This is a genomic window from Gardnerella sp. DNF01198P, from assembly GCF_049244165.1.
Taxonomy (GTDB): domain Bacteria; phylum Actinomycetota; class Actinomycetes; order Actinomycetales; family Bifidobacteriaceae; genus Bifidobacterium; species Bifidobacterium swidsinskii.
The window spans coordinates 1457818-1471511 of sequence record NZ_CP058382.1; the positions used below are offsets into that span (position 1 = coordinate 1457818).

Sequence of the window (13694 nt, forward strand, 5' to 3'; positions counted from 1 at the left end):
TTTTAGGCACGTAATGTGATTAGCGAAACGGAAAACAACCGGCAAAACCGTTTAATTGACAACCTATTAGCTGCAAACGGCGAACCGGAAATAACCAAAAGAAGGTTTTCATGACTAACATAAATCAAAATAATGCAACAACAGCATCAGCAAATTCAAACGTTGCGAATAAGTTGAAAGTAGCTGCAGCATGGCTTGCAAAGCCAGCGCTTCTCACTGTGCTTTTGGCTCTTTCTACTATGGCAGGCGCAATTTATCTTCCTATTACTCCTGTGCCTATTACGTTGCAAACTCTTGTTTTGTGCATTATTGGTTTAACGTTGAGCTGGCGCGAAGGCGTAGCTTCTGTGGTTATGTATCTTGCTGTTGGCGCAGCAGGTTTGCCTGTGTTTGCTGGCTTTAAGGGCGGCTGGGCTGTTTTTGTTGGCCCTACTGCAGGATTCTTAGCCGGTTTCATTTTTGGCGTTGCTGCAACCGCAGCTTTGAAGCGCGTATTTGACGTAGCTCTTGACGCAATGATGCCAGAAAACTCCTTCAAGAAGACTTTCGCACGCTTCTGCACTTACTCTGTAGCTTCTATAATCGGCACGATCGTGATTTACGCATTCGGCATTTTCGGCCAAAGCTACCTAACTGGCATGCCACTTTCAACTGCCGCCGCAACCTTGATTATCTTCATGATTGGCGATTTGATTAAGGCTTTTGTTGCGAGCGCAGCTTGCTCTGGCTTGTACAACGCACTTAACAAAAAGCGCGCATAGCGGAAACGTTATATTGCAGAAAAACGGCATTTCCTTTACACGACTGTAAAGGGAATGCCGTTTTGTATAAGATTGCCGCGCACTTGCTCTTTGACTGAGATAACTAGCAAACAGCTGACGCTTGCGCTTTAAGCGCTCGCTGTTGAGCTTGCACGGAAAGTCCACTGGACTTTCCGTCTGAGCAAGCTCACGCTCCGAATTGCTTTCGCGCGCTAAATCGCAGCGCTCAAGCATGTCGTCAGCGCACACTAGTCACAACCTAGTTTCTAAAGCACAACTACACTAACCTGCCCTGCCTGCGTCTTTTTCAACGCAGGCAGACCTCGCTTGCGTTGAAAGCACACCGTGCTTTCAACTCTAAGCAAGCTCGGCGCTCCGAGTTGCTTTCGCGCGCTAAATCGCAGCGCTCAAGCATGTCGTCGCGCTTCATACGCAACTGCGTGCACATCGCCGCTTTTTACCACAATTTCCTCGCCAGATTCCTCACGAATCGTAAGCGACGCATCTTCTCCAAGCCGCACAGCAGTTCCTGTCACTACGCTTCCGTCAACTGGATGCACGTTAACTTCGCGCCCAAGAGTCCAACACACACCATTTACTTCTTGAAGCAAATCTGCAGCGTTGCTTGGATAATCGCGCATAAAATCACCAAGTCTAGAACGCAATCCAGTAACGATTTTCGCAGCAATCGTATCACGCAATTCTTTAGCTTCCGGCAAATCAGTCATATGCATTTGCAGCGAAGTTGCCATTTTAATTGGCAGCACTTCTTTAGGCACACACAAGTTCAATCCGATTCCAAAAATTACTCCAACAACATCATCTTTGCTTGGATCAGCTACAATTTCTGTTAATATTCCGCCTTCTTTACAATCGTGCAAAAACACGTCGTTAGGCCATTTAAGTTTTATCGCGCAAGCATCACCGTGCATCGGCGAGCTTCCGCACTCTTTAAACGTTTCTAGAAGTGCGTCACGCGCTGCAAGCCCTGCAATAATAGGCAGCCAGCCATTGTGACTTGCGTCCATAACAATTGACTTCGGCAGCAACGTTACGAATGAAACTAAAAAGCTTTCTCCCGGCCGACTTACCCACGCACGCCCTAATCGTCCTCTTCCTGCTGTTTGCTCGTATGCCACAATCGCAACTATTGTTGGCTTTCCGTCATCTCGCGCGATTATTTCGCCTTTTTGTATCATTTCTCGCGCAATATTTTGCGTAGAATCTGTAATTGCGAAATATTTTACCAAATCTGCTACTTCTGATGTCTGCGGCATCAATGCCACACTTTGCGAAGAAAAAATAGTCATATGTATAATTTACATCAGATTATATTTTTGCGCGCGTCATTGCATGTTTTGCGCGCAATAGCAAACAAAGTAGCTGAGCATCAATTAAGCAGGTGTTAACACATGGAGCGCATACGTCGCAAAACGCAGTACAAGAAGCCGCGCAAATTGCGTGCTGTTGTAGCACGTTTTTTAGATTACACTCTTGCTGCTTTGTTATGCTTTGTACTTGCTTTTTGCACTAGCTTGGGACCAATTTTCCGCAGTCAAGATATTAAAGTTCATTTAGGATCAATCGCTGATTTTTCGTTGGTTAATGCTTTTATTTTCGTTGCTGCCTTCATAATATACGCATTAATACTGACTGCGCTTATTTACTATGGTAAAAATAAAAAGTTTTTGCCTAAATATCAACGTTTTACGAAATTAATAAAGTCAATTGCGTTAAGAAAAAATAGTGAAAATAAAAAACATTCAAAATTACAAATTTTTACTACTAAACACACTATTTTCCGCAATATTTCGCATTTTCTTTTAAAATCTGCAAAACTATTTTTTAATTGCGCTAAATGGTTCATTAACCACTCCACTCGCAACAGAAGAAACCTACTTCTTACTTTTTTCGTGGGCTGGATTTGGGTTCCAGTTACGTTACTTGCCGCATACGGTGCAGATATATGCTCGCAAATTCGCGAGTACAGTTGGACTTGGAATAAAATTACAGGCTTAGATCAGCCTTATATCGGCTTCTTTAGCTTTGTCCCAATGGATATTTACCCAACTGCGCACTACTTGTGGCCAACTTATCCAACTTATTTAACAAATCAGCACAACATTGTTCTAACTGTTATTTATGGCGCAACAACAGCAGTCTCCAGATACTTTACCGACTCAAACGACGCTGGAATTGTAGTTCTTGCCTTTGCACAATTTGTATTTGCAGCATGGTGCGTTTCTGCAACAGCACACCGCTTCTTAAACAAACCTTGGCTTGATGCAGAATCTAGCTCAACAAATTGCAGCACAACAACTTTTGCAAGATTCGTTATTCTGCTTATGTTTTTACTTAATCCGCTTGTGTTGTGCTCAACTATTGCGCTTACAAAATCTCCGCTTTTTGCATTCGCTTTTGTTTGGTGGTTTGGTATAAATTACGAGTTAACTAATTGCTATCATGCGAAGGACACTAAAAATACACCTAGCACAAAGCCAAATGCGCAAAAGCCTAGACTTCACACTGTTTTGGAATTAATTGTTTCAGTGTGCGTAATGCTTATTGCTGCAAAATACGCTTGGTATATTCTGGTTGTTCAATTCGTGCTTTTGATTATTTTTGAGCGCAAACGCTGGCGTTTGTGGGTTTGCGGAATTTTGCTTCCAATCGTTGTGATTCACGGCTCGTTAATTATGCTTATTTCGAGCGGTGCTATTATTAGCGGCGATCCTATTGAGAGTCGCGGCATTCAGTTACAACAAATTGCACGTATAGCTAAGCTCGATCCGCATAGCATACCGCGTAGCGCAAAGCGCATTATTGCACCAATTTTTAATCTGGATCAAACTGCAGAAGCATACAAACCTTATGACGCAGATCCTGTGAAATCTTCCGGATTGCAGTCTAAAAAAGTGAGTTATCGTTGGCGATACGTTACTAAAGATAATATTCGTAAATTAGATTTCGCTTGGTGGCAAATGATTACGCATAGTCCACTCGTTGCAACTGACGCTTTTCTTGCGAAGACTTACGGATACTTTGATATTTTTGACCGCCCGTATGTTGGGCCAGAATATTACATAGACACTGACAGCATACACAAATCTGATTGGATTAAATATTGGAATCCTAAGTGGCGAACTAAATTTGCAGAAGACATTAGCACGTTTAGTGATATTCCTGTTTTAAGTTGGCCAATTCACGGAAATACTTTCGTTATTTTTACACTACTTATTGGAGTTGCAGAAATTATTCTTCGCCGTTGGCGCACATTGTTATGGCACATTCCACTTGCCTTGCTAGTTGGAGTTATGATTCTTGCTCCAGCTAATAATTTTGAGCGACACATGCTACCGTTAGCTTTTGTTTTCTGCTTTGTAGCACTTACTTTTTGGCGAGATACTTTTACTCAATCGCGCTATAATAGTAGAGAAGGTTAGGATTAAAGGCATAAGATGGACGAGAAGAATACACCTCAGTTTGCGCAAGATAGCAGCGCTGCTTCTTCTGTTATGTCCGAAGAAAATTATGAAGATAAACTTGCAGGAAACAGCTTACTTAGTAGCGATTTTCTTTCGATACTAGCAAGCGTACAGGCAGCAGAAAAGCACGCGGAGGATTCTAATATTGCCAATTCTCTTGAGAACCAACAGTTAAACAAAACGCAAGTAAACGCTGTATCAAATGATCAAGAAAGATCTTCTACAGCAAAGCAATCTAAAGCAGAGCAAGAAAACGAAGAAAAGCACAAACACCACTTGTGGCATCGTCTTTCATCAAATCAAAGTCGTTCGAGTCATTCAAGTCAATCTTCTGAAAATACTAAAGGTAATAATTCACCGAGTTTTACTCCATTGCCCAGCGCGCAAAAATCAACTAGCTCGGAACCGCTTAGAATTTTCGACAATCGTGATGGCCAAGTTTTTGACGCGGCGATGCGCTTGCAATTACACTCGATTATTGCCACGTGTTTAATGAATGGTATTGCAGACGCTCGTATTGACGCTTTCATGCATTTACTTCAATGGTCAGATTCGCCAAAAGTTATTGTTATTGCAGGAACTTTCGGCACTGCAATTAAGCCAGATGACGGACCAAATCGCAAGCCAGCACCAGATATTCCACCTGATAACACTGACACTTTGCGCCGAAATATTTGGCCACAGCTTGGTAGTTGCAATGCGTATGATGCAATAGTTGAGCGCACACAAAGTAGTGCTTTGCAGCGCATTACGGGAGCTTGGCAAAAAACGCAAGCACTGATATCGGCATCTACGAAAAATTCTTCTACTTTTGCAGCGCCTTCTCATATTATTTTGCTTGCTGTGCGCGAAAATCCTAGCGATCAGGCTTTAGAGAAGCTGTGCAAAGTTTTTGAGAATTCTCATAAGACGATTTGTGTTAGCAGCATGGTTGAAGGCGTTGAGCAGATTTCTTCCGCTCTTACTGCTACTCTTGCCGCGATTGCTGTTGCTCCAGCAGTAAAGCATTTGCCGCAAATCATTCACACAGATGATTTGCTTCCAGAACGAGCGCTTATTGGCGATGCCACAGCTTTTGATACTCTTTACAACAAGGTGTATCAAAGTTTGGCTCCTTACAATCATGACGATCCAACTCTGGAAACTATTGACATGTTCTTGCGCTTTGGTGGAGCTCTTGACCAAACAGCACACGAACTTAATGTGCATCCAAATACTGTTCGTTACCGTTTACGTAAAGTTGCGCAAACTACAGGATGGGATGCTACGGATCCGCGCGCCGCTTATGTGCTGCAAACAGCTATAACAATTGGTAGAATTCGTGATTCGCACTAAAACGAAGTGCACGACAATAAAGACGCGCGGCCTAAACTACTCGCGCGCGTGATGTTTAGACCGGATTTTCTTGCGTAGGCGACCTAAACTACTCACCGCTGAGTCGTTTTGGTCACATCGCAACAACAAGCAGTACTCACACCACAGCAAACAGACACATACGAAGAAAGGGCTTGGAGACTGATGCCCCTAGTAGCACCAAACCCAAGCCCTTTAACAAAACCGACTCGTTTCCCTAACAAACAAGCCAGCCAAACACTCAACAGTCACGCCATCGAAAACCAGCGCACAACACTACCGTGAAGAAAGAGATTCGGCAAAACAGTAGAATCATGCAAAAGCCCGAAAGCAAACCCGCCACAAAAACACTAAACAGCATTCGCAGCACGTTGAGTGAAAGATTTAACAAGTGAGCGCACCATACTCACATACGGCACGCTCACAAATCATTAAACAATCAGCACACTTAATGTGCTAACAGCTTAGTGACGGATCTTGCGAAGAGCAGCACCCATGCCAGCAAGCACGGAAGCAGCAACAGCAGCCAAAGCTACAGCAGCACCGGTCTTAGCCAATGGAGCAGCAGCCTTCTTACCAGCCTTCTTACCAGCCTTCTTATCAGACTCCTTTACAGCGGCCGTATCATCAACATTCTGACCATGACGCTTGAGGTAGTCAGCGACAGCTTTGCACTCGAGAGAATCTTCACCGTAAAGCTTCACACACTTCTTGTAATCCGTGTCCATATTGCCAAATGGAGTATGCTCATACTTATCTTTCTCGTCAGCCGCAACCTTAGCAGCCTTCTCAGCATTCAAACGATCAGCAAGAGCACCAGGGTCCTCAGTCTCATATTGCCAATTATCATCCTTCTCATCCTGAGCAGCAGGCTTATTCTCTGCAGGCTTATTCTCTGCAGGCTTATTCGCTGCAGGAGGGTTCTGTGCACCAGCACCTGGTTCTTCTGCCATTGCTGGGGCGGCGAAAGCCAAGCCGGAAACGAGGGTGGCGCCAGCAGCGAGTGCGGCGATAGCCTTCTTATTCAACATAATATTTTCCTTTCTTCTTCTCCTTCACGCCAAACGCGCGAAGAAAAAATTAACATTCACAACTTAAGTTTTGTGAATAACTACCAGCGCAGAATATCCAGCCGGAAGCTGTTATTAACATACCCCCCCCCCGTTCGAAAAAGTCAAGAGCAGACGCACAACTCATTAACAGAAAACATTTATATTTTTACGGAAATATTTCAGTCAAACTATTTTTAAAAGTAAAAAATACAGTATTACGCATTATTTTTCGTAAAAATGTCAATTTCAAGGTTTTTAAAGATTTTTCTCAGAAAACTCTCAGAAAACTCCTGAATACTCCCCCAACCAGCCGCAAAACCGTTGCAATATAGCCACTCTTGCGCGACACGCCGCGCACGACCACGCGCCCTCAACCTCTCCAGTCACCTATTCATTACCAACACAGTTTGCGTACTGCACCAGCAACGCTAATCGCAATTACTCGTTACTAACGCAGAAACGCAGTAACAAAAAACGCTGAAAACATGACTCAAAAGAGCACATTTTCAGCGTTTATAAGTTTTAAACTTAATTTACTACGTACCAGCCATGCTTTCGCATAAGCTACGCAAGCAATAAATCAGGCAGCAATGCTGGCGATATCAACTGGAACACCAGGAGCCATCGTAGAAGTCACAGTTACCTTAGTAATGTAACGACCCTTGATGGTGCTTGGCTTCAAGCGGCGGATTTCGTCTGCGACAGCCTTGAAGTTCTCTTCAAGAGCCTTAGCATCGAAGGAGAGCTTGCCGAAGAGGAAGGACAGGTTGCCCTGGCGATCCACGCGGAACTCAATCTTACCGCCCTTAATGTCAGCAACAGCCTTGGCTACATCCATAGTCACGGTGCCAGTCTTTGGGTTTGGCATCAAGCTACGAGGACCGAGAACACGACCCAAGCGGCCAACCTTACCCATCATGTCTGGGGTTGCAACAACTGCATCGAAGTCAAGGAAGCCACCGGCAACCTTTTCGATCAATTCGTCATCACCAACGATGTCGGCGCCAGCTTCCTGAGCCTCAGTAGCCTTTGGGCCACGAGCAAACACCAAAACCTTAGCGGTTTTACCGGTGCCGTTTGGCAAGTTCACAACGCCACGAACCAACTGATCAGCCTTGCGAGGATCCACATTAAGGCGCATAACAGCCTCAACGGACTCGTCGAAAGCGTGCTTTGGCATGCTCTGCAACAAAGCAATTGCTTCAGCTGGGGTGTACAGGTTATTGCGGTCGATCTTCTCAGCCGCTTCACGATACTTCTTAGAACGCTTAGCCATTTCTACACTCCCTTTCAGTCGGTAACGGTAATACCCATCGAGCGAGCGGTGCCCGCGATGATCTTCATACCGGCCTCGACGTCACGTGCGGAGAGGTCAGGCATCTTAATTTCGGCGATTTCGCGCACCTGAGCCTTGGTCACAGAACCAACCTTGTGAGTCAATGGATTCTCGGTGCCCTTCTGAATGCCAGCAGCCTTAAGCAACAAAGCAGCGGCTGGTGGGGTCTTCAAAATGAAGGTGAAGGAACGATCTTCATAAACGGTGATCTCTACTGGGACAATCTGCCCCATCTTGTCCTTCGTCTGGTCGTTATAGGCCTTGCAGAAGTCCATGATGTTCACGCCGTGGGAGCCTAATGCTGGACCCAGTGGTGGGGCTGGATTTGCCTTACCAGCCTGAATCTCGAGCTTAATAAGCGCGGAGACTTTCTTTTTCGGAGCCATAATATGGTTCTTCTTTCTTGTACAAGCGGTTCAAACGGTTGTTGCAAACGCTGATATAGTCGCTTCTTACAGAAGTAAAGCACTTACGAAACGTTGCTATAAAGCTGTTTTGCAGCTTCCTCCCGCATCTTGTATTGCTGTGCTGTGCTAGCGGATTCCTCCTCCAGTCACAAGCCTTCCTATTATGCCACATCTTCGCGACACGCTGCATTACGAAATCTGCAACTATTTTTACGCAGCTACTTTTGCGCAACTATCTTTGCGCAGCTATCTCAGTAGACAATTCGTTAAGTATAGCGTTTCTAGTCCACGCACTCACAGTCATTTTTCTGCGCTTTGCATCGGCTTCGATTAAATGCCAAACGGTATCACTTAACCTAACAGTACGCGGTTTCAACGGCTGAGTTTCATCTTCCTAAGCTCTTCCAGCAAACTCTGTAATAGTGGCACCAGGAAAATTATCTTCTGCCTCCTCAGCCCACTTATCAACAATATCGTCAGTAATAACGAACCCATTTTCCGCAGTATACGTATTCTTACTCATCTCGCATCCCTTATCTCTTGTAAAAATCCCTTTGTAAGACGATTCGCATGAATTATAAGTATTGCGTTGTTTTCAAGCTACCATATCATGCTTTACTTCTATGCTCTTAATACAAACTCCACAAATCTCGAGCAACGCTATAACTAACTCAGAGCAAATAAGAGAACAAGAGAATATCACATTTACTTAAGCAAATTATGAACTGAATAGTACTCTTTCAAAGAATCCTTAGTAATTTTTTGAACGCATATTGCCGAACTATTAGTAGCATCATAAGCATTCTTCCATGGATCCTCACGATGTGTCATAGCACTCAAATCACTACCAGAACACTCAGCAAACTTTTTGCACACTTTTTCCACAAGAAGCTTTTGACCATCTGTTAAAGAATCATCATTCAACTTATCAGTGCTAGGAAGCACAAACTCCCCTTTACGAATCAAAAACTTACCGCGATGCAATGCGAATAATTCTGGGCAAACAGGACCATTTCTCCATGCCTGAAAATCCTCGTTAAATAATGGATATCCAGTAGTAGCCAAAGAATACGCTTGCGAATAGTAAGCTAACTTCTGAAGCTTCATAGTAGTAATAGTTCCAGCAATATCAAGGATGTACGATGCCACGTTAAAGATTGTTGTCATACGCACCTCCCTTTGCGCAACTACATTTGCGCAACAGCAAAAGTTGGAAGTCTACTTCCAAGTTGAGCGCAAAACACTAGAACATTATAAAATGTTAAAACTCTAACTCAGGATTCTTTAACAACTCATCAAACATCGCATGATACAAGCGCAAATTCAAAGACTCTATTCGCGTAATAGTCGAAATTTTGCCGCCAGCATCTTTCGACGAAGCGCCACAAACGTAAACAGCCTCATCATCCGTTCCATAATCTATAACCACATACCTATCGTGATACTTTCTGCCAGCAGTCTTAAACTTCAAATCAACACCAGGACAATCGCTTACAAAATCACCCAACATGCTTTCCGTAAGCATATTCTTGCTCCTAGCGTTATCACTAAAAACTACGATTTCAACCCCTTCACCAGCAAACCGTAATAGTTCCAATGTTTTAAGACCAATATAATTATCAACAACGTAAATGCTTTTCTTAGCTGATTTATATATTTTGCAATACGCAAGATCCGCTTCTATTTTATTGCCGTCCATAAGAAGAAAATGTTTATACGAATCTGGATTAATAAAATTATCCATTACCTTATTAAAATCTTCCTTCGTTGCCATTTGAGATTTTATTTCCGCTATATCATTAGTATTCTGATTCGTTTGAATCGCAAGCTTAGCTAATTCCTTCGCGCCAATAAAATCCTTATTTTCAACAATATAATCCTTCATTTGCTTAAAGGTTCTAATAAGCGCTTTCGACTGAATTATGGCAAGTTCGCCTCTTAACACAGTCATGAGCATATAAATACCTTGCTCCGTAAAAGCATATGGAAGCTTTCTGCGACCACCCCAACTTGATGTAGAATTTTTCGACATCAAGTTTTTGAACTCATCAGCAGTTAGCTGAAACATAAAGTCATCATCAAACTTTTCTATGTTATTTTTTACCTGCTCGTTGAATCTTGCCGTAGTATACCCATATATTTCAGCAAGCTCAAAATCAAGCATGACTTTTTGATTACGAATGTTGTAGATTTTCTCTTTTATTGTTTCAGCGTCTATTATCATTCCAACAGACGCGTTTTTAGAGTCAGCGATAATTAGATTTTTATTCCCCTCTACCATAAGATCACTCCTAAAAAATGTGCGTAAAACCTAGCGCTGTACAACAAAAACTACATTTCTAACACAAAACCCATGAATCGCAAGCAATCAGGGTTATTCCCAAAAATCAATCACAAGCCATAAAACATCTAACAACTAGCAAAACTAGCATGCATCAGCGCATAAATATAATTCTATAAGATTCCACAAATAAAAAGCAACAAAAAAATCGGTTTTAATACAAACGCACAGCACATTTATGTAGTGCGCTTGTACCTGATTTACGGCATGTCATGCCAAATCAGCCAAACGGCTAAGCCGTGAGGAATAAGTGCACTACATAGCAGCGCGAAGGCAGGTCGGAACGCTACACCAATCCACACATATAAAGTGGTAATATTACGAGATTCAAATCTTTTCTAACGCTAAGCTGTTTAGGAGCAAATACATAACTAGTTCCAATTCTTTTTGAAAACTTGTTCTTAAATTTATCAAGAGAAACTGTTTTAAACACATTCCCAGATTTAACTTCAATAGGAGATATACGCATTTTGCCAGCAGAATCCTGAAAAGCTTTAGAAATCAAAAAATCTATTTCCATAGTATTTTCCGAATTTTCTTTGTCTCTATTTGAATAGAAGAATAGGCGATGTCCAGATGCTATTAGCTGTTGCGCAACAACGTTTTCAACTAGCATTCCTTCATTAATTGAGATTTTTCCAAATAAAATTTCTTTATACAGATCATTAGACGCAATACTACTATCTGAAAGTATCATAGAAGTCAACAAACCGGTATCAGCCATATAACATTTTACTAACGCATCATCTGCATTAAGATTCAATCCCACATTTGGATCTGTAGATTTGTAGCAATTATTTGTAATACTCGCATCCGAAAGCCAAAAAAACGCATCCTTATAGTCACGCATACGAGCATTCTTACCTAAGGAAGTAATCCTATATCTTTTTTCATGTCTGGAAAGCTGTGCTGGTATTCCATCAAACACAGACATAACTTTCATTTCATAACCTTTTGCAAACTTTGCAGCATCCTGCCTATAGAGCGAAAGAATACGACGCTTAACCCTATCTACTCGAGCAAAATCTCTCGAATCAACATATTCATTTACAGACTGCGGCATGCCACCAACTAGCATATATTCTCTAAAAAGTCGCATCGCTTTTTTATGTAAAACATCTGGCAAAGGATTTAACTCATCAAATGAATCTTTAATAACTTTCGATAGATTTTCTTCTCCAAAAGCCCACAAAAATTCTTCAAAATCAAGAGGATACATGCGTTCTTCTTGTTCTTCAGATGGAATCAATATTGTTTCAACATTGTGTTTAATAGACAATAACGAGCCAGTCTCTATATAGTCGTATCTGCCATCTGCAACTAGTTGTTTTACAAATTCTCTAGCCTGTGGGAAAAATTGCACTTCGTCAAAAACCATTACCGATTCACGGTTATAAAGTTTCACACCATATAGTGCAGATATGTATGTAAAGAAAGTGCTTAAATCTGAACGATAATCTTCAAATAGCCGAAGCGCATCTTTTGATGCTTGCGAAAAATCAATAAGAATATAAGACTTGTATTCGTTTCTTGCAAACTCTTCAACTATAGTACTTTTCCCAACTCTTCGAGCACCTGTTACTAAAAGCGCTGTTGAACCGCGATCAGCATTCTTCCAATCGAGCATTTTTTGATAAAATTTTCGCCTTAACATATAACACCACTCTTAATTACCACAAAACCGTTGAAAATACTATTGTTTTATAGTATATATTTCACGAAAATCAATGTCAATTTATGCTAAATTTTCACGAAATCAGGGGTAAATATATGCCGAATTTTCACGAAAATCAAGGTGTTATTTCTCTAAATCTTCGCGACACGCTGCATTACAGCAATTCTAAGCAGTTATATGTTTGGCATGAGCAAGTGAAGCAGCACGGCGGTGGCGCTTGCGAACCGCGGCAATAATCATCGTCGTAAGAATCACAGCGCAACCAATAAGCGCGAGCACAAACATCGTCATCCAAAGCGGCCACTGCAACTTATCGCCCGGCACGGAAACAGGATCCGGCAGCACGCGATAGCCTGTCACCAGCAATCTCTGCGTATTAACACCATACGGCGTACAGGTAAGCAGCGTCGCCAGATCACGCCCATTCTCGCGTTGAAGTAACCTAATATCATGCGGATCGACCACGCTAATGCGGAATACCCTGTAACGCAGCGTCTCCCCCTGCACGTCAAAGTAGAAGAAATCACCCTTCTTCAACTCCACTAAATCATCAAACATGGTCGCATTTGGCAAACCCGTATGCGCCGTCACAACAGCGTGACGCGTTTTACCCCCAACCGGCAAATCTGTGCCATACAAGTGTCCAGCGCCATACGCCAAAACCTCCTGCGAACTACCGTGGTAAATCGGCAGCTTAACGCCAATCTTCGGGATTTTCACAATACCCATAATCCCCATCGGCTCATCCAGCTGCTTCGCATACTCCTTATACTCCGGCGTCTTCATATAATCCGTCGTGCCATTGTACGGATCAGCCGTAATAATCGACTTGTGGCGCGCATTATAACGACGAGCCGCGTTCAAAATCTTCTCGCGAGCACTCGCAATCTGCTTACGATTCAAACGATCATACGCGGTAGAAATCTCCTTCGACACCTTGTTATTCCACAACGTTGACGCAACCGGGTACGTGAAGCACAAAATTGCTGCAAGTGCGAGGGCAATTGGCTCGAGAGTGCGGCGGAGTTTGGATTTGGGTTTTTTAGCGGGCTTTGGTGCGGGTTTTGATGCGGTTGCTGAGTCTTGGGTTGATTCGGTTGCAGGTTTTGCTTTAGACTGATTGAAGAAAGCATATACTTTTGTAACAACTTTGTTTAATTTCATGCTTCCTCCTTGTGAAGTTTATATGCGTAAATACTTGCTTGATGTGGCGCGAGTTTTGGGGGCTGGTGTTTGGCTGGTGGATTTCTGAAGTGGATGTGAGTGGTGGGTGTTACTTGTCTC

Annotated in this window: 12 protein-coding genes; 3 read left to right on the forward strand and 9 right to left on the reverse strand. The window is 42.7% G+C overall.

Annotated elements, in window-relative coordinates; genetic code table 11:
• The first annotated feature begins 110 nt into the window (after positions 1-110).
• Entirely contained in the window at positions 111-761 is a 651-nt protein-coding gene (locus HXT44_RS06095; protein ID WP_004109189.1) for a biotin transporter BioY, read from the forward strand.
• A 407-nt stretch (positions 762-1168) separates the two neighbouring features.
• On the opposite strand, the gene HXT44_RS06100 is transcribed toward HXT44_RS06095, so the two are convergent.
• Positions 1169-2071, reverse strand: coding sequence for a biotin--[acetyl-CoA-carboxylase] ligase (locus tag HXT44_RS06100; RefSeq protein ID WP_421782820.1), 903 nt, complete (start codon positions 2069-2071; stop codon positions 1169-1171).
• Between the two features lie 102 nt (positions 2072-2173).
• On the opposite strand from HXT44_RS06100, the gene HXT44_RS06105 reads away from it, so the two are divergent.
• Both HXT44_RS06105 and HXT44_RS06110 read left to right on the forward strand, forming a co-directional pair.
• Positions 2174-4204 (forward strand): DUF6020 family protein, encoded by a 2031-nt coding sequence (locus tag HXT44_RS06105; RefSeq protein WP_116994975.1) that lies wholly within the window; start codon positions 2174-2176, stop codon positions 4202-4204.
• 15 nt (positions 4205-4219) lie between these two features.
• Positions 4220-5581 (forward strand): PucR family transcriptional regulator, encoded by a 1362-nt coding sequence (locus HXT44_RS06110; RefSeq protein ID WP_119522622.1) that lies wholly within the window; start codon positions 4220-4222, stop codon positions 5579-5581.
• Positions 5582-6063: 482 nt separating this feature from the next.
• On the opposite strand, the gene HXT44_RS06115 is transcribed toward HXT44_RS06110, so the two are convergent.
• The 8 genes from HXT44_RS06115 to HXT44_RS06150 form a co-directional block, all read right to left on the reverse strand.
• Positions 6064-6630, reverse strand: coding sequence for a peptidase (locus HXT44_RS06115; protein WP_102703254.1), 567 nt, complete (start codon positions 6628-6630; stop codon positions 6064-6066).
• 601 nt (positions 6631-7231) lie between these two features.
• Positions 7232-7927, reverse strand: coding sequence for a 50S ribosomal protein L1 (rplA, locus tag HXT44_RS06120; RefSeq protein ID WP_004106273.1), 696 nt, complete (start codon positions 7925-7927; stop codon positions 7232-7234).
• Between the two features lie 14 nt (positions 7928-7941).
• Complete coding sequence (gene rplK / locus HXT44_RS06125; RefSeq protein WP_004118588.1) at positions 7942-8373, reverse strand: 50S ribosomal protein L11; 432 nt, start codon at positions 8371-8373, stop codon at positions 7942-7944.
• 415 nt (positions 8374-8788) lie between these two features.
• Positions 8789-8917, reverse strand: a complete 129-nt coding sequence (locus tag HXT44_RS06130) for a hypothetical protein (RefSeq protein ID WP_004109178.1) — start codon at positions 8915-8917, stop codon at positions 8789-8791.
• 182 nt (positions 8918-9099) lie between these two features.
• Entirely contained in the window at positions 9100-9561 is a 462-nt protein-coding gene (locus HXT44_RS06135; protein WP_012914475.1) for a Panacea domain-containing protein, read from the reverse strand.
• A 94-nt stretch (positions 9562-9655) separates the two neighbouring features.
• Complete coding sequence (locus HXT44_RS06140) at positions 9656-10675, reverse strand: ORF6N domain-containing protein (RefSeq protein ID WP_012914476.1); 1020 nt, start codon at positions 10673-10675, stop codon at positions 9656-9658.
• A 346-nt stretch (positions 10676-11021) separates the two neighbouring features.
• A complete protein-coding gene (locus HXT44_RS06145) occupies positions 11022-12389 on the reverse strand; it encodes an ATP-binding protein (RefSeq protein WP_033888488.1) in 1368 nt (455 codons plus the stop codon).
• Positions 12390-12575: 186 nt separating this feature from the next.
• On the reverse strand, positions 12576-13574 hold the full coding sequence (locus HXT44_RS06150) for a class C sortase (RefSeq protein WP_288231256.1): 999 nt from the start codon (positions 13572-13574) through the stop codon (positions 12576-12578).
• Positions 13575-13694: the final 120 nt, after the last annotated feature.

Excerpts from the sequence above, each read along its gene's own strand:
- HXT44_RS06095 (WP_004109189.1), top strand. The coding sequence starts at position 111 with ATGACTAACATAAATCAAAATAATGCAACAACAGCATCAGCAAATTCA.
- HXT44_RS06100 (WP_421782820.1), bottom strand. The coding sequence starts at position 2,071 with ATGACTATTTTTTCTTCGCAAAGTGTGGCATTGATGCCGCAGACATCA.
- HXT44_RS06105 (WP_116994975.1), top strand. The coding sequence starts at position 2,174 with ATGGAGCGCATACGTCGCAAAACGCAGTACAAGAAGCCGCGCAAATTG.
- HXT44_RS06110 (WP_119522622.1), top strand. The coding sequence starts at position 4,220 with ATGGACGAGAAGAATACACCTCAGTTTGCGCAAGATAGCAGCGCTGCT.
- HXT44_RS06115 (WP_102703254.1), bottom strand. The coding sequence starts at position 6,630 with ATGTTGAATAAGAAGGCTATCGCCGCACTCGCTGCTGGCGCCACCCTC.
- rplA (WP_004106273.1), bottom strand. The coding sequence starts at position 7,927 with ATGGCTAAGCGTTCTAAGAAGTATCGTGAAGCGGCTGAGAAGATCGAC.
- rplK (WP_004118588.1), bottom strand. The coding sequence starts at position 8,373 with ATGGCTCCGAAAAAGAAAGTCTCCGCGCTTATTAAGCTCGAGATTCAG.
- HXT44_RS06130 (WP_004109178.1), bottom strand. The coding sequence starts at position 8,917 with ATGAGTAAGAATACGTATACTGCGGAAAATGGGTTCGTTATTACTGAC.
- HXT44_RS06135 (WP_012914475.1), bottom strand. The coding sequence starts at position 9,561 with ATGACAACAATCTTTAACGTGGCATCGTACATCCTTGATATTGCTGGA.
- HXT44_RS06140 (WP_012914476.1), bottom strand. The coding sequence starts at position 10,675 with ATGGTAGAGGGGAATAAAAATCTAATTATCGCTGACTCTAAAAACGCG.
- HXT44_RS06145 (WP_033888488.1), bottom strand. The coding sequence starts at position 12,389 with ATGTTAAGGCGAAAATTTTATCAAAAAATGCTCGATTGGAAGAATGCT.
- HXT44_RS06150 (WP_288231256.1), bottom strand. The coding sequence starts at position 13,574 with ATGAAATTAAACAAAGTTGTTACAAAAGTATATGCTTTCTTCAATCAG.